A 20209-nucleotide genomic window follows, 5' to 3' on the forward strand; every position below is an offset into this window, starting at 1 on the left:
AAGCCGCGTCAACTAACGCCCGCGTGCGGAACCGGCGTTGCGTTACGCTGGCCTAGACTCAGCCTACGGACTCGAGAGCAACGCATGATCATGTGTAAGTCGTTGATAACTATTCCTGTTTAGATGGTTTCAATGGTCTTGTTCGGCTTCCTCACACAGGCACATCCGCCGCTGGTTCACAGGACGAACCCCACCGTTTGTTGTTCAGGGGGGTATCAATATGAGACCGGACCACAGGGACCCCATACGTGTGTTATTGATCGACTGTCGCCCCCTCGTGCTCCGAGGCCTTCACGACCTGATCAATGCCAGAAAACCCCAGATGGAAGTAAGCGGCCAGGCGTCTACCTACACCAACGCACTGGACCTGGCCGACCAGCTACGGCCCAACGTAATTTTCTTCAGTTTCTTTCCGGACGCGCTCAATCCGCTAGAAGTCGTTGCTGGGCTTACCCGCAGTGCCGAGATGAAAGTGCTGGTACTCAAGGGACTCTACGAAGCCGTCCCGGTTGCCCAGGCGATCGAGGCCGGTGCCCGTGGCGTGGTGCTGGCCGAGGACCCGACCGAATCGATCATCCGCGCGATCATCAAGGTTCATCACCGTGACAGCGGGTCGGACAGGGCCTGGGCTGGAGGCCTCTCAGGTTATGCCTCGATCGGCCACGTACCCACCCAGTGCAACCTGGAGCAGGCGAAACAGGCGCGACTGACTCTGCGGGAGAAAGAGCTGATCCGAGCCATCGTCGGCGATCCGTCCGCCAAGTACATCAGCATCGCGGGACGCCTGGGCATCAGCGAGCACACGGTGCACAACCACCTCAGCAACATCTACCAGAAGCTCGATCTCATCAATCGGATCGACTTGCTGATGTACGCCCTCAAGCATGGGCTGACCCATAACGAGGAGCCGCCCGAGTCCACTTGGGTCGAGTTGGACTGAGCCGGGTCGGACAGATGAGTTGATTACCAAAACAATGCGGGGAGGCTTTCCAGGCCCCCCCGCATTTTTCATGCGTGCGTTACAGTCAAGCGGCGCCCAGCACCACATCACTGCTGAGCAGGTCCACGCCGACCAGCGTGATGGTGGTGATCTGTCCTCCCGTCTCGGCGACCGTCACGATGCTGTCGGCTCCGGCGTTGTCGATTGACTGCACCACCGCCCCCTGGTCGCCGTCGAGCACCAAGGTATCGCGCAGGTTCTGGCTGACATCGAAGCCGGTGACCTGGTACGTATTCTCGGTGAATGACAGGTCGACGTTGAAGGCATCGCGCTCGCCGCCCGTGCCTGCCAGCGTGTAGTTGAACAGCGCTTCGTCGGGATTATCGGCGAAGAGGTTGGCATCGAAGGCGCTCGTTGCCGTGTCACCGTCCTTGTCCGTCAATGTCGCGTTGAAGCTCAACTGGACATCGCTGGCCAGGTTCTCGGTTTCCTGGATGAACTGGATCACCGGGATCTTGATCGCGCCACGGCCCATCGTGAGCTGGACGGCGTCGATCATCGCCGTGCCCTCGCGCTCGATGTCGAAGGACACCTGTCCGCCGGCCTCCGGCGTCAGGGTGTTCACCTCGATGAGATTGGAGAAGGTGCCGTCCTCGTAGTAGATCCGGAAATACAGGTCTTCGGTCGCGGTGTTATAGCCGGCCACGGAGTTGTCGATGAAGATCTTCATGCCCGAGACCAGGCTTTCCGGGTTGATCACGAAGCTCTCATCCGCCGCGCCGATCGCCACCAGGTTGTCGCCCTGGAGCAGGTTGTTGGAAACCCCGATGCCGGAGGTGCTGACGTTCATCGCCGCCGGGTCGATGTATGACGGCAATGGCGTGGTTTGCAGGGCGGCTTCGGTGGGATCGGCGAGTCCGACGCCGATGCCGGCGAGGATGTCCGTCGGCGAGGCGAGGGCTTTTGCCGAGAAGAATACGATTTCCTCGGAGGCAGAAGGAATGGCCGGGTTATTGGTTTCCGGGATCAGCAAGGTGCGCACCGGATCCGGGCCGCCTGCACCGAGGGAGCCGTCCGCGCTGCTGCGCACGATGGTCGAACTGAAACCCTGCACCAGGTCCAGCGCGTAGCTGCCATTGGCGTAGGCGGTGAGTGTGTAGTCGACCGAGGTGTCCGCGGTGGCGGCATTGTTGTCGAAGTCACCGGTCAGCGTGCCCGCGAAGTGGTAGGCGCCGTTGCCGTCCGGGGAGGGCGCCTGTTCGGTGAGCGTACCGGTTCCGGTGGTGGTCGTGTCGTCGGGCCTGACCAGGGTGAACTGGCCGTTCACCAAGGAAATGTCCAGACCGGCCGCACCGAGTCCATCGGCACCGGCGGACTGGTTCCAGAAGCCGTACTGCGGCAGGACGCTTCCGGTACCGATCAGGTTGCCGAACGCGACGGATGGGCCGTCGTCCTCGAATACCAGGTTCTGGCCGATGTTCAGTGTCGCCTGGGCGCTGTCGCCGTCCTTGTCGGACTTGATCGCCGTGAGCGTGACCAGGTTGTCCGAGGACAGGCTTTTAGCGTCATCGGGGTTGGTCGGGTCGGGATGCACCATCGCCCGGATCTGGTCCAGCGTCACGTCGCCATTAGCGGCGACGCTGACGGTAAACGCCAACAGGTTGGTAGTGGCCGTTCGGCCTTCCACCACATTGCCATTGAGCGACAGGTTGATCGCTTCGCCCGTGGCCGTGTCGGTCATGCCGGAAGGCCCCGCCACCACGCCCAAGGCGTAGGTCAGCGTGCCGGCGCCGTCGGCGCCATACGCTGAGAGAAAGTTGGCGGCGAAGTTCTGCGTGGCATTGGTCGCCAATACGGTCTCGTCTACTGTCAGCGTTGGTTCCGTACCCGTGGTGCTGACGCTGGGGCCGTCATCCTTGAACGAGAGGTTCTGGCCGATGTTGAGCGTCGTCTGGGCGCTGTCGCCGTCCTTGTCGGTGATGGTTGCGGTCAGCGTGACCAGGTTATCCGAGGTCAAGGTCTTGGCATCGTCGGGATTGTTGGTGTCGGGGTGCACGACCGCCCGGATCTGATCCAGCGTGACGTCGCCATTGGCGGCGACGCTGACAGTGAACACCAGCGCATTGGTGGTGGCCGTGCGACCTTCCACCACTGTGCCGTTGAGGGACAGGTTGACCGCTTCGCCCGTCGCCGTGTCGGTCAGTCCGGAAGCGCCCGCCACCACGCCCAAGGCATAGGTCAGCGTGCCGGCACCGTCGGCGCCGTAGGATGGATTGAAATTGGCGGCGTAGTTCTGGGTGGCGTCAGTCGCCAGGGCCGTCTCGTCCACCGTCAGCGTTGGCTCCGAGCCCGTCGTATTGACGCTTGGACCGTCGTCTTTGAACGAAAGGTTCTGGCCGATGTTGAGCGTCGCCTGGACGCTGTCGCCATCACCGTCGGTCTTGGTCGCCGTGAGTTTGACCAGATCGTCGGAGGTCAGCGTCGTGGCGTCATCGGGATTAGTGGTATCGGGATGCACCACGGCCCGGAGCTGGTCCAGCGTGACATCGCCATTGCTGGCGACGCTGACCGTGAACACCAGCTCATGGGTCGTCGCCGTTCGGCCTTCCACCACCGTGCCGTTGAGGGACAGGTTGACCGCCTCGCCGGTGGCGGTGTCCGTCAACCCGGAAGCGCCGGCTACCACGCTCAGGGCGTAGGCCAGCGTACCGGCCCCGTCGGCCCCGTACGCGGAGACGAAGTTGGCGGCGAAGTTCTGTGTGGCATTGGTGGCCAGGACTGTCTCGTCCACCGTCAGCGTGGGTTCGGTGCCGGTGGTGCTGATGCTGGGTCCATCGTCTTCGAAGATGATCTTCGAGCCGATTTCGGTTTTAGCCACCGACGCCTGGACCAACGTGAAGCCACCGATATCGAAGTCAGCGTGGTTATTGCCCTTGGCATCGAGCGCTGCGCCGTTTTCGATCAATACCCGATTGTGGTCCGCCGTCGTGGTGTATTCGATCTGGTAGCCGGCCTGGACCCCGGTAATGGTTGCGACCCCAGAGGCGAAGCTGATGACGATGCCCGCGTCGTTGGCCGTACCGTCCGAGTTCTCGACGACCACACCCGTGGCGATGTTGATGACGCGCACGTTGGTAATCGCCACGGAGGCATCACCGACATAACCGTTGACGAAATTCGTTCCGGATTCCGCCGCGGTGCTGAAGGCGCTGATCTTCACCACCGCCGTCTTGCCGCTTTGCAACTGCACCACGTCGAAGTTGGCCATCTTCGTATCGAAGACATCGGTGAAATCGATGTTGGACTCCACGTCCGCTTCGTTCTGGTCAAGGTTGGGGATGGTCATGTCCTGCCGGGCACCGGTGACGAAGGAGTAACGAATCCCTTCCTGCTCGACGATCATCTGATTGTTGGTGCCGAACGTGGTCGGCCCACCAGCCTGGCTGGTATTGATGGTGTCGCCGGTATTGATATTAACGCCGGTGGACTGGTCGGCCGGGTTCTTGCCGGTGGCGATGATGGTGGGGTCGGTGATCCGCAGCACGCCGTTGACCAGTTCGGTCGTAGGGTTCGTCGTGGTGTACATCAGGAACAGATTCTGGCCGGAAGGCGCTCCGGCCAGGCTGAACTCCAGATCCTGGCTGGCACCGACGAAGACTTTGTCGAGCAGGTTGACCGCGTCGTCAGGGTTGGTGGTGTCCGGTTGCGCCAGCGGTTGGTAGAGCACGGTCCAGATCTTGCCGCCGGTGGCGGTTTCGTCGATGTACGCGGCGAAGACGATCGCACCGCTGGGTCCGCCGGCCCGACCGAGGACGATGTTGTCGTTGGTATCGGTGTACAGAAGGATATCGGCACCGCTGAGCGTATCCAGCCCACTGTCGACGCCATTGAGCGGCGCACCATCGCTGCCGACGAAACTGATGCCGGTGACAACGGCTCCGGGGGCGGCGTTAAGGGTGAAGGCATCGCTGCCGGTGTTGCCTACCGCGCCGGTATAGCCACTCAGGGCCGCGCCGGTCGCCGTGCCAGCGCCCAGTGCGGTCAGGCGACTGGCGAAGGTCGAAGGCAGGGAAGCCACCAGGATGTCGTTGTCGTCGGCATCTCCCAGCGGGGCGGGCGTGGCGGTGGCGTTCTGCAAGTTGGCGGTTTCGTCCAGTGTTACGTTCACGCCGGTTGCCACGACGCCCAAATCGTCGGTGGCGCTTGCCGCGTCTAGCGAGGTCGGATCACTCAGCAGTGATGAGTCTTGCTCGCGAATAGTCATGACTTTCTCCAGAGCATGCGGTCATCAAGGCCTGACCGTTGACCATTGATCGCAACTATGGATAAGCGCGGGGTGATTGCGCATCGGCCGATACTCCCAAGCGGTGCAGGAGTTTCGGACTAGGACGGTGATAGGCGTTGCAAGCCGGGCCAGGAGGCTCGCGGTCGTGAAAATGTCGGAACTATCGCTTTGGCGGCACGATCAGTTTCCTAGGTATCAATCAACGCGCCCAGGCCGGCCATTTTCCTATGGCAATACCCACCAGGGACGCTGAACGATAAGGAGCTGTCATGACCGTTACCGCCCATCCTTACTACCGAAGCACGCCAGGGCCGCTGCATGCGGTCCTGCTTGCCGGCACGGTTCCGCTGTTTCTCGGCGGCCTGCTCAGCGATATCGCCTACTACAAGACCTACCAGATCCAATGGAGCAACTTCGCTTCCTGGCTGATCGCCGGCGGGCTGCTGTTCTGTGGGCTGGCGTTGTTGTTCGCGCTGGTCAACCTGATCCGCGCGGAGCGCAAGGCCGGGCGTCCGGTAGGGTATTTCCTGCTATTGCTCGCCACGTGGGTGCTGGGGCTGGTCAACGCCTTCGAGCACGCCAAGGATGCCTGGGCCGTGATGCCCCAGGGTCTGGCGCTGTCCGTCGTGGTGACCCTGCTGGCCTGCGTGGCGGCCTGGGTCGGACTGACCAGCCTGCGTTCGGGAGGTGAACAATGAAGCCTCGCATCGCATTGACGGCCGTGAGCATGGCACTCTTGCTGAGCGCCTGCGGAGGTGAAGGGGACGCCACCCAAGCACGCGGCCCGGACCCGAAGTTGCCGGAGCCTCAGCGTAGCCTCTTGCCCAGCATGAAAATTGCCGAGCCGGTGGCTTGGGGGGACCAGAAGCCAACCGTGCCCCAGGGTTACGAAATTACTGCCATCGCCACCGACCTGAAGATCCCGCGCCAGACACTTGTCTTGCCCAACGGCGATATCCTCGTGGCGGAGGGCCGTGGCGGAAACGCCGCGAAGCTCAAGCCCAAGGACGTGATCGCCAGCGTCATCAAGGCCAAGGGCAACACCCAGGTCAAGGGCGGCAACCGCCTGACACTGTTGCGCGACGCCGATGGCGACGGCACTTACGAACTGAAGACGGTCTTCGCCGAAAACCTCAACGCGCCCTACGGCCTGGCATTTGCGAACGGCAAGTTGTACGTGGCGAACCAGGACGCGCTGGTTCGCTTCGATTATCAGGACGGCCAGACCAAGGCGAGCGGGGCGCCCGTCAAAGTCACCGACTTGCCATCGGCGATCAACCATCACTGGACCAAATCGCTGGCCGTCAGCCCTGACGGACGCTCGCTGTATGTCGGTATCGGCTCGAACAGCAACATCACCGAGCGCGGCATGGAAGTCGAGATCGACCGGGCGATGGTCTGGCAGATCGACGCCGAAACCGGCGCCCATCGGCCTTATGCGACTGGCCTGCGCAACCCGACGGCGTTGAAAATCGAGCCTGGGTCCGGGCAGTTGTGGGCGGTGGTCAACGAACGGGACGAACTGGGGCCGGACCTGGTGCCGGACTACCTGACTTCGGTGCGCGAAGGCGCGTTCTACGGCTGGCCGTACAGCTATTGGGGGCAGAACGTCGATCCACGGGCGCAGCCGCAGGATCCGCAAAAAGTCGCCGCTGCGGTCAAGCCCGATTACAGCCTGGGCTCCCATGTCGCCGCCCTGGGTGTCGATTTTTCCACTGCGGCCATGGGCGAGAAATTCGCCGAAGGCGCATTCGTTGGCGAGCACGGCAGTTGGAACCGTGACCAGCCGGTGGGCTACAAGGTGATCTTCGTGCCGTTCAGCAACGGTCGGCCTTCGGGTGAGCCGGTCGATTTCGCGACGGGCTTCCGCGGCTCCGATGGCAAGACCCGTGGCCGGCCGGTGGGGGTGACGGTGGATCCGCGTGGTGCGCTGATCATTGCCGATGACTTGGCGAATACCGTGTGGCGGGTTACCCGCAAGCCGTGAGCTTGAACCTGGTTCTGGTGAGGGCACCGCATTTCGCCTGTGGGAGCGGGCTTGCTCGCGAAGGCGGTGTTCCCGTCGATGAAAATGCTGGATGTACCGGCCTCTTCGCGGGCAAGCCCGCTCCCACAGGGGCCGGTGAGCACACATTGGAAACGAACTTCTGTGGCGACCACCTCCGGTCCATCGGTTTGAACTCACCCCCCATAGGCCGTTCCAAATTCATCCATTCAAACCCAAGGCCCCCGCTGCGCAATGCCCAGAATCCTTACCCAGCAAACCCCGGAAGAAGAACTGACCGAACACAAGGCCAAGCTCTTCGGATCCCCCAAGGAACGACTGGATTTCTATCGACGGGAAATCCAGTACGAAACCAGCATCCTCGCCAATCGGACCGACGCCTACCTGGCCGCCCAATCCTTCCTGGTGATCGCGTTCGCTTCGTGCATGGCCAACCTGAACCCCGAATGGGGCAAGCTCTTTACGCTGATCGTGCCGCCGTTCCTGGCGCTGCTCGGGTTCCTGAGTTCGCTCAATGCCTGGCCGGGCATTCGCGCGGCCTACGAAATCATCGACCACTGGCATTTCAAGCAAAGCGAATTGCTGCGCAGTGAACCGCTGATGGGCCTGGCGTACGATGAATCGCCGCTGTTCAGCGAGCGGGAGTCCACTCACAAGGGGTATCGCAAGTCGCTGTTGTTTTCGGTGCGCACACCGTGGATTTTTGCGGCGTTCTGGGTGTTGCTCGGGGTCTACTCGGTGTTTATCCAGGTCAGCGATCCCGGTGGTTGATCGCTGAGCCTCGCTTTTGCTGGCGCTCATACCACGCCAGTGCAGGTTGGGTGCTCACTCCGTGGGCCAGAATGCTCAGGGCAACTACTGACAAGGTCAGGTCGATGCACAGGCGCGCGGCCTCGGGCTGCAGGTCATGGTTCAGGGCATGGAACAGGTAGAACAGGCTGCCGATACCGCGTATGCCGAACCAGCCGATCAACAGCCGTTGCGGCTTGTCCAGGAGTCTGCCCCATGGCATCGCCAACACACTCAGCGGGCGGATTACCGCGAAGAGCAGGGCACCGATGGCCAAGGCCCGCCAGTCCCAATGAGTGGCCAGGACCACCCCCAGCAGCGTCACCAGGAACACCTCCATCGAACGTTCCACCAGGCTGCCGAACGCCAACATGTCCCCCATCATCACCCCTGCCGCCAGTTGGCCTTCATCCAAGGCCTGGGTGTCGCCGTGGACCGCTTGCCCAGGATCAACGGCTTCGTGGCCGACCACCGGCTGCACCAGGTGCTCGGCGGGCGGCGCCTCTTCATCGGTTGACTCGACCTCTGCCTGTCGCAGCCCCAGGCCCGCGGCGAAAACCGAGAGAAAACCATAGCCCTGCACCGATTCCGCCGCGACATAGGCCAGGGCGATCAAGGCCAGGGCCAGATAATCATTGGGCGACAGCGTGCTGTCGGCGTTCTTGATGCGCATCGACAAGGTCAGCTTGCCGATGCCACGGCCTAGCCAATAGCCGATCAGCAAGCCCGCCGGCACCGCCCAAAGCACGTTGCGCAACGCCCACTCACCGAGAAATCCGCTGCCGTCCTCGCGCAACATGAGCAAACCGAGGATGACGAAGGGAAACGCCGTGCCATCGTTCAACCCGGCTTCCCCGGACAGGCCGAAACGTACCCGGTCATCATCGCGGGCATCGTTGACCTGGACCAGGGCGGCGAGCACCGGGTCGGTGGGGGCGAGCATCGCGCCGATCAGCAACGACACTCCCCAACCGAGCCCAAACAGATAATGCAGCGCCAGGCAGAGCCCGGTGATCGTCAGGATCATCACCGGCCCGGCGAGCCCATACGCTACTCGCCAACTGCGGTTCTTGAAGGGCAGGCGCAATTTGAGCCCGCTGACGAACAGTGAGAACACCACGGCGACTTCGGTCAGGTGCTCCATCCACACCGAAGAATCATCGACCCCCAGTCTCAGCAGTCCCAGCCCCGCCGGGCCGATGGCAAAGCCCAACGCCAGGCACACCGCCGAGGTGGTGACGGGCATCCAGCGCAGGTAGGAGGCGGTCAGGGCCAAGGTCAGCAAGACCGCACCGAGCACGGCTACCCACACTGTGAAAATCATGATTGCTCCTCGGATAACGGTGCTTCACCTGGACGGGCTTGCTTTATTCGAGGGCCTTGGCGAAGCGAGGGTTCCGCCGCAAATCGCCTGCGTTCCGTTTATCCGACCGCTTTTTGGTCCAGGGGAATTTTTTGCCGCTCGCAAGGCTCTGCAATGGAAGAGACGTGCTGATTCAGCGTCCTGCCGAGAACCCGAGAGGCCCTTATGACTGCGCTGACACCCCTTCAATCCCGGCCCGCCATTGCGCAACCGATGACCGCCGCCGGTAACGTACGCCAATGCTACGAGCGACTGCTCCAAGGGCCTGACGATGCTGACAAGCAAGCTGTCGCCCAAGCCTTCCTGCAACCTTGCCTTGAAGAGGCGAGCGCATTGCCCCAGGAAATCCCCGACGACCCCGCGGCATTGCTGGCCTGGGTCGAGCAGCACAGCGCGGGCGTGGCCCGGCAATACGCCGACTACCTGGAACGGCGCAAGAGCGGTGGCCCCCGGGAGTTCTTCAGTAGCAAGGCCCATGCCTTGTATTTTCTCCAGGCCGTGGCGCCAACCAAACTGGTGGACGGCGCCTGGCTGTATGGCGTACTCCAACACTGGCATGACCATCGCTTCGAAGGGTTGCTGTGCACCTATCTGGAAGAGCTTGGCGACGGTGTTCCCGCCCAGAACCATGTCGTGCTCTACCGCAAGCTGTTGGCCGAACACGGCCTGCAGGATATGCCCGACATCGAGGACGAGCGCTACCTGCAAGGCGCGGTTCAATTGGCCCTGGGCCATGCCGGCGACGAATACCTGCCCGAAGTCATCGGCTACAACCTCGGCTACGAGCAATTGCCGCTGCATTTGCTGATCAGCGCCTATGAGCTGAGTGAACTCGATATCGACCCGTATTACTTCACCCTCCACGTCACCATCGATAACGCCAGCAGTGGCCACGCCCACAAGGCCGTGCAGTCGCTGCTGCAATTGCTGCCGATGGAGGCGGGACGTGAATCGTTCTGGCAGCGCGTCACCTTGGGCTATCGCCTCAACGACCTGGGGCAGGGCAGCCGGGCGATCATCGAGTCGTTTGACCTGGAACGCGAAGTGCTCGACATGCTTGAACGCAAGCGGCCGTTCGGCCAGCACATGCATTCCGATTACTGCAAATTCGAGGGCAAGACCGTCAACCAATGGCTGGCGGAACCGGGGCAACTGGAAGGCTTCCTCAATGCCATGCAGGACAAGGGCTGGATCAGGCGCCACGAGGACCCGCAGAACAGCCGCTTCTGGACCTTGATCGAGGGCGCGGGCGCGGCGATGTTCGGCGTCTTCAGCCCGTATGAAAAGCAGTTGCTGCACGATTGGATTGCGGGTGACTGGCTGGATCAACGCGGTCGCCCCGGCGCCCGCCGTCCCCACGGCGGGGTGCATGAGTCGCCGGCACCGGCCCAAGACCCGGATGTGTTGAACCTGCAGCAGACGCTGCGGGGCAAGGCCCCCCGTGAGCAAATGCAGATGCTGATGCCCTGGCTGTCGGCCCGTTGCCACAGCCATCCGGCCGGGTTGTTCGCGACCCGTCGGTTCATCGAACTCAAGTCCGCCCTTCGTTAGGAGCCCTGCATGAATCAGGAAGATCGCCTGTCCGAACCCGACCTGGCGCTGTTGCAACTGGGTCGCCGCCTGCACGCCGACGGCTACCGTTTTATCACCCCGACGCCGTTGACCCATGAACGGGTCAACCAACGGCCCGGCAACGAACGCTCGAAGACCCTGCGGGATGTCTTCGGCTGGTCCCGGCCCTTCGCACCGGGGCTGATTTCCGCCGACGAGCAGCGTCAATTGCAGGAAGCCGAAGTGTTGGAAGAACGCGATGGCCTGCTGCGCAGCCGCGTACGCTGGTCGAGCCTGGACGGCATGCTGTTCGCCCATTCGCAGTTCCCGACCCAGGCCAATGACGCGGTGTTCTTCGGCCCCGACAGCTACCGTTTCGCCCATCTGATCCATACCCATTTGCAACAGAACTTCACCGCCGTGCATCGCGCCGTGGACATCGGCTGCGGTGCCGGCGTCGGGGCGATGATCATCGCCCGTGCCCGCCGCGAGGCCCAGGTCCTGGCGGTCGACATCAACCCCTTGGCGTTGCGCCTGTGTGCCGTCAACGCCGCGCTGGCCGAGGTTGCCAACGTCGAGATCGCCCGCAGCGATGTGCTCCGGGACGTCGAGGGCGATTTCGACCTGATCGTCGCCAACCCGCCGTACATGGCCGACCCCGCCGAGCGCGCGTATCGCCATGGCGGCGGAACGCTGGGCGCCGGGTTGTCGCTGCGGATCGTCGAGCAGGCGTTGCCCCGGCTGACGCCTGGCGGCTCGCTGGTGCTCTACACCGGCGTGGCGATGGTCGATGGTCGCGACCCGTTCCTCGAAGCCTTGGGTGCGTGGCGCGATTCGGCGGAGTTTGCCTGGACCTACAGGGAATTGGACCCGGACGTATTCGGCGAGGAGCTGCTGACGCCGGGTTATCAGGACGTTGAAAGGATCGCCGTGGTGGCGTTGGTTGTCACCCGCACGGGTGCGGGTATCGGAGGGAACATCGATGAACAGGCGTCTGAAGTTCGGCATTGAAGAGGAATATTTCATCACCGACCTGCAAACCCGCCGCATGCCCGAGCAGCCGCCCGCGGCAGCGGTTGCGGCCTGTCGGGAGGAGCTGGGCAAGCATTTCGCCCATGAAATGTTCCAGAGCCAGGTGGAAATGGCTTCGCCCATCTTCCGCAGCCTGGCCGAGGCCGCCGATTACCTGGCCCAGGTACGCGGCGGCCTGACCCAGCGGCTGGCGCCCCATGGCCTTGGCTTGTTGAGTGCAGGGTCGCATCCCATGGCGACCGTCGGCTTGCAACCCACCGACGAGCTGCACTTCCAGCAACTGTTTGACGATTACCAGCGTGTGGCGCGGCGCAGCGTACTGTCGGGCCTGCATGTGCACGTGGAAGTGCCGGCGGATCATGATCGGGTCAAGGTAATGAACGAGGTGTTGCCCTGGCTGCCGATGCTGTTGGCGCTGAGTGCGTCTTCGCCATTCTGGAACGGCGCCTACAGCGGCTTCAGCAGTTATCGCCAAGTGGCCTGCGATGAGTGGCCGCGCATGGGCGTGCCGGAATTCTTCGAGGATGAGCCGGCATTCGAGGGTTACGTCAACATGCTCACGCGCACCGGCTCGATCCGCCAACCCAGCGATTGCTGGTGGGTGCTGCGGCCGTCGTCGCGTTATCCGACCCTGGAACTGCGCATCTGTGATGCCTGCCCTCGGATCGAAGACGTGTTGTGCCTCGTTTCGCTGTTTCGGCTGATGATTGCCCATGCTATCGCCCAGCCCAAACCCGGCGCCCACTACAGCTTGATGTCCCACTGGATCCTCAAGGAAAACCGCTACCGGGCCAAGCGTCACGGGATCCTCGCGGAGTTTATCGTCGAGGACCAGGATCAACCGATGCTCATTGGCGAGTGGCTGAACCTCGCCGAGCAGACCTTCGGCGAAACCGCGACGGCGCTGGGTGTACACGACGTGTTCAAGCAAGCCCGCCGAATCATCCAGCAGGGCACCAGTGCTGATCGGCAGGTGGTGCTCTACGAACAGGGGTTGCTGTTGGGTGATACGACTGAAGAGGCGCTGGGCCGGGTGGTTGATCAACTGCTGTCGGAAACCGCCGGAATGCCCGTCGCCGATCCGACCCTTGCGCAAGTAGCAGGTGGCCCATGACCAGCAAGAACCTCGACGATTACAACCGCATGCGCGATTTCGCCGCCACCCCGGAGCCGGCGGCGAAGCGCTCGCGCAAATCGACGAAAACCGCCCACGCCTTGCAATACTGCATCCAGAAGCACGATGCCACGCGGTTGCATTACGATTTCCGCCTGGAGCTGGACGGTGCGCTGAAGAGCTGGGCGGTGCCCAAGGGGCCGTCCCTGGACCCGAAGGTCAAGCGCCTGGCGGTGCACGTTGAAGACCACCCGCTGGACTATGCGACCTTCGAGGGCAGCATTCCCGAGGGGCATTATGGCGCTGGTGACGTCATCGTCTGGGACCGGGGCGTGTGGATTCCCCAAGGGGATGTGCACGACGCCTACGAAAAGGGCCGGCTCAAGTTCGAGTTGCGCGGGGAAAAGCTCGCGGGCCTGTGGAATCTGGTGCGCACCCATATGCCGGGCAAGCAGGAGCAATGGTTCCTGATCAAGCATCAGGACGACGCGGCCCGGCCGGAAAGCGAGTACGACGTGGTGGCGGCCGAGCCTGACAGCGTGCTCAGCGACCGCACCATCGTGCCCAAGCGTCGAGGCAAGGCCGCTGCTGCAAAACCCGTCAAGCAGCCGGAAGAACCTGCCAAGCCGAAGTCGACGAAAAAAACGGGGAAGACTACCCTCAGCGGCGCCGTTGCTGGCCCGATGCCTGAAACCCTCAAGCCGGAGCTGGCGACCCTGGTGGAAAGCGCCCCGGATGGCGACTGGCTCTATGAGATCAAGTTCGACGGATACCGGGTCATGGCGCGCATCGACAATGGCGACGTGCGCTTGATCACCCGCAACGGCCATGACTGGACGCATAAGCTGCCGAAACAGGCCGAGGCCCTGGCGGCGCTGGGGCTGGAATCGGCCTGGCTCGACGGCGAGATGGTCGTAGCCAACGAGCAAGGCGTGCCGGATTTCCAGGCCCTGCAAAACGCCTTCGACGCCGGCAGCAGCGGCAAGATCGCCTATTACCTGTTCGACCTGCCGTACCTCAATGGCATGGACCTGCGCAAAGTGCCGGTGGAGGAACGCCGTGCCGCATTGGCCGCCGTACTCGAACCCAACGAAGACCCGTTGCTGCGCTTCTCGGACTCTTTCGAAGAGACCCCCGAAGCGCTGCTCAACAGCGCCTGCCAGATGCGCATGGAAGGGCTGATCGGCAAGCGCCAGGGCAGCGCCTATGTGTCCCGGCGCAGCAGCGACTGGATCAAGCTCAAGTGCAAGAATCGCCAGGAATTCGTCGTGGTTGGCTTCAGTGACCCGAAGGGCGCCCGCAGCGCGTTCGGTGCGTTGTTGCTGGGCCTGCATGACGTCGACAGCGGCGAGTTGCGCTATGCCGGCAAGGTCGGCACCGGTTTCAACGAAACCACGCTCAAGAGCATCTATCAGCAGCTGTTGCCCCTGGAAACGAAAAAAGCCGCCGTGGTCAATCCGCCCACCGGCTATGACGCCAAGGGCGTGCATTGGCTCAAGCCTGAGTTGTTGGCGGAAGTGGCGTTTGCCGAAATGACCAAGGAAGGCTCGGTACGCCATGCCGTGTTCCATGGCTTGCGCAACGACAAGCCGGCCAAGGCGATCACTCAGGAATTGCCGAAAACCGTGAAGAAGACCGCGGCCAAGGACGATACAGAACCGGCGCCGGCCAAGGCGAAAGCCAAAGCCAAGCCCAAGGCTGCGCAGTCGCCAACGTTGGACGGCAAGGTCCGCATTACCCATCCGGATCGAGTGATCGACGCCAGCAGCGGCACGACAAAAATGCAACTGGCCGAGTATTACGCCAGCGTTGCCGACTTCATCCTGCCGGAGCTGGCCGACCGTCCGGTGGCGCTGGTCAGGGCGCCGGATGGCATCGCCGGCGAGTTGTTCTTCCAGAAGAACCCCGAACGCCTGGCGATTCCCGGCATCACCAGCCTGGACAAGGACCTGACCGGGCAACCCATCATGATCATCAACAACGCCGAGGCGCTGATTGGCGCGGTGCAGATGAGCACCGTGGAGCTGCACACCTGGAACGGCACTTCTGCCGACCTGGACAAGCCTGACCGCTTCGTCCTGGACCTTGATCCGGACCCGGCGTTGCCGTGGAAAAGCATGGTGGAAGCCACGCAGTTGACCCTGTCGGTGCTGGATGAACTGGGCCTGAAGGCCTTCCTGAAGACCAGCGGCGGCAAGGGCATTCACATTGTCGTGCCGATTACCCGCAAGTTGGGCTGGGACGAGGTGAAAGGCTTCAGCCACGCCATCGTCAGCCACATCGCCAAGCTGTTGCCTGATCGTTTCTCAGCGGTGTCGGGGCCGAAGAACCGGGTAGGGCGGATCTTCATCGATTACCTGCGCAATGGCCTGGGCGCCACCACCATTTGCGCCTACGCCGCTCGTACCCGTGAAGGGCTGCCGGTGTCGGTGCCGATCTACCGCGAAGAAGTGGCCGAGCTCAAGGGCGCCAACCTGTGGAACGTGCACAACGTCCATGAGCGGCTGGCGGAGGTGGGGCATGAGCCTTGGGCGGACTTGCGCAAGACCCGCCAGAGCATCACCGCCGACATGCGGCGGCGGATTGGGATGAAGAAGACTGTCAAGTAGCTTGAGCGGACCCCTTTTGTGACAGGTGGAACCACATGGCAGATCGAACGATTGTGGCGAGGGGATCACTGTGGCGAGGGGATTTATCCCCGTTGGGGCGCGAAGCGGCCCTAAGACCTGACACCTCGCTGTGTCTGACAAACAACCAGGGGCTGCTGCGCAGCCCAGCGGGGCGGTGCGACGTTTCGATAAATCCCCTCGCCACAAATGAATCTCGTGCCACAAGTTAGCGGTCAGGCCCTGGTTTTAATAAACCTGCGAACGCCGCAACTGCTCGATCGTTTCAATCAACTCGTCATAGGACACCGGCTTGCCGATGTGCTGGTCGAAGCCCGATTGCTGGGATTTATTCAGGTCGGTGGACGCGCCGTAGCCGGTCAGGGCGATGGCCGGGATGTGCTTGATATGGGGCAGCTTGCGCAGGGCCTGCATCAGTTCATGGCCGTTCATCACCGGCATCCCGAGGTCGGAAATCACCACGTCGAAACGGCCATCCTTGGCGGCTTCCAACGCCTCCAACGGCTGATCGAAGGCAACCACGATGGCGTCTTCCATCTCCAGCAGCAGCTTGAGGGTGTCGAGCACGTCGGGCGAGTCATCCACCAGCAGGATCGTTAAACCGCCCAGGCGCCCGGACTGTTCGTCGCAAGACTGCGGTTTAGGTTCGATCGCGGCATTGCTCAAGGGCAGGCGAATGGTGAAGGTGCAGCCTTTGCCCAGCCCTTCGGACTTGACTTCGACGCTGCCGCCGTGGGCTTCGGTCAATTGCCGGACCAGTGACAGGCCGATCCCCAGGCCTTCGCGCTGGTGGGTGGCGTGCTGGGTCTCGGCCTGGCCGAACAGGTCGAACACTTCGTTCAGGTGCTCCGCCGCGATACCCACGCCAGAGTCCTTTACGTCCAGGCGAGCCATATGGTCGTCATGGCTGGCGACCAGTTGCACCCGGCCGCCGTTGGGGGTGAACTTCAGCGCGTTGTTCACCAGGTTCCAGATGATCTGCTCCAGCCGGGTCGGGTCGGCATTGACGACCAGCTCGCCGCTGGAGCCCTCAGGCAGCTCAAGGGTGACTTTGTTCGGGTGATTGTCGTTGATCACCACGGTGTAGATGTCTTGCAGCACGCGAGCCAGATCGACCGGCTGGCGCTTGAGCTTGAGCTTGCCGGTGCGGACACGGGCCACGTCCAGCAGGTCGTCGATGATGCGCGCCTGGCTGGTGACCGCGTCGCAAATGGTGTTCACGGCCCGGGCTGCCGCGGTGACGGTCTTGGTCACCGGCAGGCGCCGCAGCAGCTCGGCATTGAGCTGGATCAGGTTCAACGGGTGCTTGAGCTCGTGGGACATGACCGCGAAGAACTCATCCTTCAAATGGCTGGAGTTCTGGGTTTCCATCAGCCGTTGGGTCTGTTCCTCATGCAGGCGCTTGTGGCCGGTGAGGTCACGGGCGATCTTCACGTAGCCCTGCAAATAGTCGCCGCTGAGCAGCGTGACCTCGCCGCTGCAGAAGAAGCGGCTGCCGTCCTTGCGCTGGTGCCAGCGCTCGTCTTCGCAACGGCCGTTGGCCCGAGCGGTGCTCAATTCCGTTTCGGGGACGCCGGTGGCACGGTCCTCCGGCGTGAACACGAAGTCGTAGTAACTGCCTTCGGCTTCGCTCTTGCTATGACCGAAGATCAGCTCCGCCCCGGTGTTCCAACTGGTGATCACGCCGTGCTCGTCCAGCAGGATGATCGCGTAGTCGCGGGTGCTTTCCGCCACCAGGCGCATGCGCTCCTCGCCCAAGCGCAGCTCTTCTTCGGCGGCTCGACGCTTGGTGATGTCGATGAAGGTCAGCACCGTGCCGTCGATATGGTCCTCGCTGGAGCGGTACGGCAGCAGCCGGGCGATGTACCAGCGAGCATCGCTGCTGCTGACTTCGCGCTCGATCATGTTCAGGGATTCGAACACCTGGGTCGCGTCCGCCGCCATGTCGGGGTAGTCCAGGCGATGGGTGATGTCCAGCAACGAACGCCCGGTGTCCACCGGAAGCATGCTGAAGATCTCCGTGGCCCGAGGCGTGAACCATTTGATGCGCATGCTGCGATCGATGAACACCGTGGCGATGTCGGTGGAAGCGATCAGGTTGGTCAGGTAGTCGTTGATCTTGTCGGTTTCTTCAACCTTGGTCTTGAGCTCGTAGTTGACCGTCAGCAGTTCTTCGTTGATCGACTGTAGCTCTTCCTTGCTGGTCTCCAGTTCTTCGGTGGCGGAGCGCAGTTCCTCGTTGATGGCCTGCATTTCTTCGTTGGAGGCCTTGAGCTCCTCGCTGGAGACCTCGGCCTGCTCGATGGTGTCTTGCAGGTGCAACTTGGTCCGCTGCAGCTCGCGCTCCAGATTGGCCAGGACCTGGTTTTCGGTCTGGCTGGTGATGGTGCCGACCTGTTGGCTGGGGTCGACTTCTTCCTCTTCGAACACCACGAGCACGAACTCGCCATCGGACAATTCGTCGCGATACGGCTGGACCAGCAGGTCCACCAGGAAACGTCGCCCATCGCGCTCCATGTTGACCTGTCGCGACTTGACCGGCTGGCCGTTCTGGTTGACCTGGAACAACGCGGTGCGGATTTCCAGGCGCAGTTGCGGATTGATCAGCGTGAGCAGGTTGCGCGACATCTCGCCGCCGACATGGCGCAGGAAACGCCTGGCACTTTCGATCATGTGCAGGATGTCGCCATTGCTGTCGACGATGATGCTGGGTGGCGCGGCCTGTTCGATGGCGCGCAGGTGGATATCGGCAAACGACACCTTGCGCGGCACCGGGACCTGGGCGGGGACCAGGGACGAGGTGCTGCGCACGTAGCCGCCACGGGGCATGGTCGGGGTGCGGCGGCTGCTGGCAGTGCCGTACTTGGCCCGGAAGATCCGGTTGCGCTTGTCCACCGGGCTGAATAGCTCATGGCACGCATCCGCCGATTCCGAGGAACCGAGGAACAAATAACCGCCAGGACGCAGGGCAAAGTGGAACATTTGCAGGATTTCCCGCTGCACCTCGCGGTCGAGGTAGATCAGCAGGTTGCGGCAGACGATCAGGTCAATCTGCGAGAAAGGTGGGTCCGACAGCAGGCTGTGCTTGGCGAACAGCACGCGTTCGCGGATTTCCTTGCGAACCCTGAAACTGGCGCCTTCCTTCAAGAAGTACTGGCGCAGGCGGGTAGGGGGGACGTCGGTGATGATCGCTTCCGGATAGGCGCCGTCGCGACCCACGGTAATCGCCCGTTCATCGATATCGGTGGCGAATATCTGCAATTTGGCGCTGCTGGCGTCGTGTTGCAGCTGGTCGCTGAGCAACATGGCCAGGGTGTAGGCCTCTTCGCCGGTCGAGCAACCGGCTGACCAGACGCGGATCTCCTCCGGCGGCACGCTGCCCGGTTCCACCGGCTTGAGCAGGTTGGGCAGGACGTCACGCTCAAGGGCTTCGAAGGCCTCGCGATCACGGAAGAAGTTGGTCACGCCGATCAGCAGGTCGCCGAGCAGCGCCTTGGTTTCTTCCGGATGATTCTGCAGGTAGCTGTAGTAGGCGCCCAGGTCCGGTTGGGTGGTGACTTGCATGCGCCGTTCGATGCGCCGCAGCACGGTGGCGCGCTTGTAATGCTTGAAGTCATGGCCGGTGCCGGCGCGCAGCAGCACCAGAACATCATGCAGCGATTGCTCGGCGGCGATCGCCTCACGCTCGGAGGCCGGCGGTTGGGTATGGATCTCCGGATCGTTGGCGGTCGGCAGGCGGATGGCCTGGGAGTTGCGCCAGAGCTCCAAGAGCTTTTGCGGCATCTCGACGACAGGGAGGACCAGGTCGACCATTTGGGTGTCGATGGCGGCTTGGGGCATGCCATCGAACTCGGCGTCCTGGGGCGACTGGGCGATGGTCACGCCGCCTTGTTCCTTGATGCGCGACAGGCCCACGGCGCCGTCGGAGCCGGTGCCTGACAGTACCAGGCAAAATGCCCGGTCCTTGTGCACATCGGCCAGGTCCCGAAAGAACAGGTCGATCGCCACGTGCCCGCCCTGGCGCGGCTCGGCCGGGGAAACCTTCAGGTAGCCGTCGTTCATCGACAACTGATGGGCAGGGGAAATTACGTAGACATGGTTCTTCTCGATCGGCACCGCCTCGGTCACCTGCAACACAGGCATCTTGGTGGATTCCTGGATGATCTTGTCGGCGATGCTCTGATGATCCGGGGAGAGGTGCAAAACGATCACGAACGCCATGCCGTTGTCCTTGGGCATGTGTTCGAAAAACTGCTTGATGGCCTGTAGCCCGCCCGCGGAAGCACCGATTCCGACCACGGCGAAATCCAGGCTGCTGGGGCTCAGCTCTCGTCGCTGTGGCACGTTGGGAGAGCGTTTGCTTGAAGATGGCATATAAATTTGGCCTTAAGGGCGGCGGGGCGGTCCAGCGCTGCCGACTCGATTCAGGAATGCAAAAAGTCGCAGGATAATCGGGTTACGCGAAGATTGCGAAAACTCACGCTTCGCTACGCCGCCGCCACC

General features: G+C 62.5%; 11 protein-coding genes. 8 read left to right on the forward strand and 3 right to left on the reverse strand.

Annotated features, from left to right (window positions below; all coding sequences use genetic code 11):
* The first annotated feature begins 220 nt into the window (after positions 1–220).
* Positions 221–940 carry a response regulator transcription factor gene (locus tag Q7C33_RS09015; RefSeq protein ID WP_198796808.1) on the forward strand — a complete coding sequence of 240 codons (720 nt, stop codon included), beginning with the start codon at positions 221–223 and terminating at the stop codon, positions 938–940.
* A gap of 85 nt (positions 941–1025) precedes the next feature.
* On the opposite strand, the gene Q7C33_RS09020 is transcribed toward Q7C33_RS09015, so the two are convergent.
* Positions 1026–5204: a DUF5801 repeats-in-toxin domain-containing protein gene (locus Q7C33_RS09020; RefSeq protein ID WP_407683240.1), complete on the reverse strand. Its 4179-nt coding sequence runs from the start codon at positions 5202–5204 to the stop codon at positions 1026–1028.
* A gap of 290 nt (positions 5205–5494) precedes the next feature.
* On the opposite strand from Q7C33_RS09020, the gene Q7C33_RS09025 reads away from it, so the two are divergent.
* The 3 genes from Q7C33_RS09025 (at position 5495) to Q7C33_RS09035 (ending at position 8001) form a co-directional block, all read left to right on the forward strand.
* Positions 5495–5923, forward strand: a complete 429-nt coding sequence (locus tag Q7C33_RS09025) for a DUF2231 domain-containing protein (RefSeq protein WP_217859595.1) — start codon at positions 5495–5497, stop codon at positions 5921–5923.
* Positions 5920–7212, forward strand: a complete 1293-nt coding sequence (locus tag Q7C33_RS09030; RefSeq protein WP_407683241.1) for a PQQ-dependent sugar dehydrogenase — start codon at positions 5920–5922, stop codon at positions 7210–7212. Before Q7C33_RS09025 ends, Q7C33_RS09030 begins: the two co-directional genes overlap by 4 nt.
* A gap of 252 nt (positions 7213–7464) precedes the next feature.
* The gene (locus Q7C33_RS09035; RefSeq protein ID WP_030140608.1) at positions 7465–8001 is read left to right on the forward strand and encodes a hypothetical protein; all 537 of its coding nucleotides are present in this window, start codon (positions 7465–7467) and stop codon (positions 7999–8001) included.
* Here the strand turns inward: Q7C33_RS09035 and Q7C33_RS09040 are convergent.
* Complete coding sequence (locus Q7C33_RS09040) at positions 7982–9343, reverse strand: cation:proton antiporter (protein WP_407683242.1); 1362 nt, start codon at positions 9341–9343, stop codon at positions 7982–7984. The two genes, Q7C33_RS09035 and Q7C33_RS09040, sit on opposite strands and share 20 nt — an antisense overlap.
* Positions 9344–9547: 204 nt before the next feature.
* Between Q7C33_RS09040 and Q7C33_RS09045 the strand changes: the two genes are divergently transcribed.
* The 4 genes from Q7C33_RS09045 to ligD are packed head-to-tail and all read left to right on the forward strand — an operon-like array spanning position 9548 to position 15688.
* Positions 9548–10933 carry an iron-containing redox enzyme family protein gene (locus tag Q7C33_RS09045; RefSeq protein ID WP_407683243.1) on the forward strand — a complete coding sequence of 462 codons (1386 nt, stop codon included), beginning with the start codon at positions 9548–9550 and terminating at the stop codon, positions 10931–10933.
* Between the two features lie 9 nt (positions 10934–10942).
* Positions 10943–11944, forward strand: a complete 1002-nt coding sequence (locus tag Q7C33_RS09050) for a methyltransferase (RefSeq protein ID WP_198796813.1) — start codon at positions 10943–10945, stop codon at positions 11942–11944.
* The gene (locus Q7C33_RS09055; protein WP_407683244.1) at positions 11916–13079 is read left to right on the forward strand and encodes a carboxylate-amine ligase; all 1164 of its coding nucleotides are present in this window, start codon (positions 11916–11918) and stop codon (positions 13077–13079) included. The genes Q7C33_RS09050 and Q7C33_RS09055 overlap by 29 nt, the downstream gene beginning before the upstream one ends.
* On the forward strand, positions 13076–15688 hold the full coding sequence (ligD, locus tag Q7C33_RS09060; protein WP_407683245.1) for a DNA ligase D: 2613 nt from the start codon (positions 13076–13078) through the stop codon (positions 15686–15688). Before Q7C33_RS09055 ends, ligD begins: the two co-directional genes overlap by 4 nt.
* 246 nt (positions 15689–15934) lie before the next feature.
* Here the strand turns inward: ligD and Q7C33_RS09065 are convergent, their stop codons facing one another.
* Positions 15935–20080 (reverse strand): CheR family methyltransferase, encoded by a 4146-nt coding sequence (locus Q7C33_RS09065; RefSeq protein ID WP_407683246.1) that lies wholly within the window; start codon positions 20078–20080, stop codon positions 15935–15937.
* Between the last annotated feature and the right edge of the window lie 129 nt (positions 20081–20209).

The organism is Pseudomonas sp. BP11-1-1, assembly GCF_052112105.1.
Classification (GTDB): Bacteria; Pseudomonadota; Gammaproteobacteria; order Pseudomonadales; family Pseudomonadaceae; genus Aquipseudomonas; species Aquipseudomonas alvandae.

Excerpts from the sequence above, each read along its gene's own strand:
- Q7C33_RS09015 (WP_198796808.1), top strand. The coding sequence starts at position 221 with ATGAGACCGGACCACAGGGACCCCATACGTGTGTTATTGATCGACTGT.
- Q7C33_RS09020 (WP_407683240.1), bottom strand. The coding sequence starts at position 5,204 with ATGACTATTCGCGAGCAAGACTCATCACTGCTGAGTGATCCGACCTCG.
- Q7C33_RS09025 (WP_217859595.1), top strand. The coding sequence starts at position 5,495 with ATGACCGTTACCGCCCATCCTTACTACCGAAGCACGCCAGGGCCGCTG.
- Q7C33_RS09030 (WP_407683241.1), top strand. The coding sequence starts at position 5,920 with ATGAAGCCTCGCATCGCATTGACGGCCGTGAGCATGGCACTCTTGCTG.
- Q7C33_RS09035 (WP_030140608.1), top strand. The coding sequence starts at position 7,465 with ATGCCCAGAATCCTTACCCAGCAAACCCCGGAAGAAGAACTGACCGAA.
- Q7C33_RS09040 (WP_407683242.1), bottom strand. The coding sequence starts at position 9,343 with ATGATTTTCACAGTGTGGGTAGCCGTGCTCGGTGCGGTCTTGCTGACC.
- Q7C33_RS09045 (WP_407683243.1), top strand. The coding sequence starts at position 9,548 with ATGACTGCGCTGACACCCCTTCAATCCCGGCCCGCCATTGCGCAACCG.
- Q7C33_RS09050 (WP_198796813.1), top strand. The coding sequence starts at position 10,943 with ATGAATCAGGAAGATCGCCTGTCCGAACCCGACCTGGCGCTGTTGCAA.
- Q7C33_RS09055 (WP_407683244.1), top strand. The coding sequence starts at position 11,916 with ATGAACAGGCGTCTGAAGTTCGGCATTGAAGAGGAATATTTCATCACC.
- ligD (WP_407683245.1), top strand. The coding sequence starts at position 13,076 with ATGACCAGCAAGAACCTCGACGATTACAACCGCATGCGCGATTTCGCC.
- Q7C33_RS09065 (WP_407683246.1), bottom strand. The coding sequence starts at position 20,080 with ATGCCATCTTCAAGCAAACGCTCTCCCAACGTGCCACAGCGACGAGAG.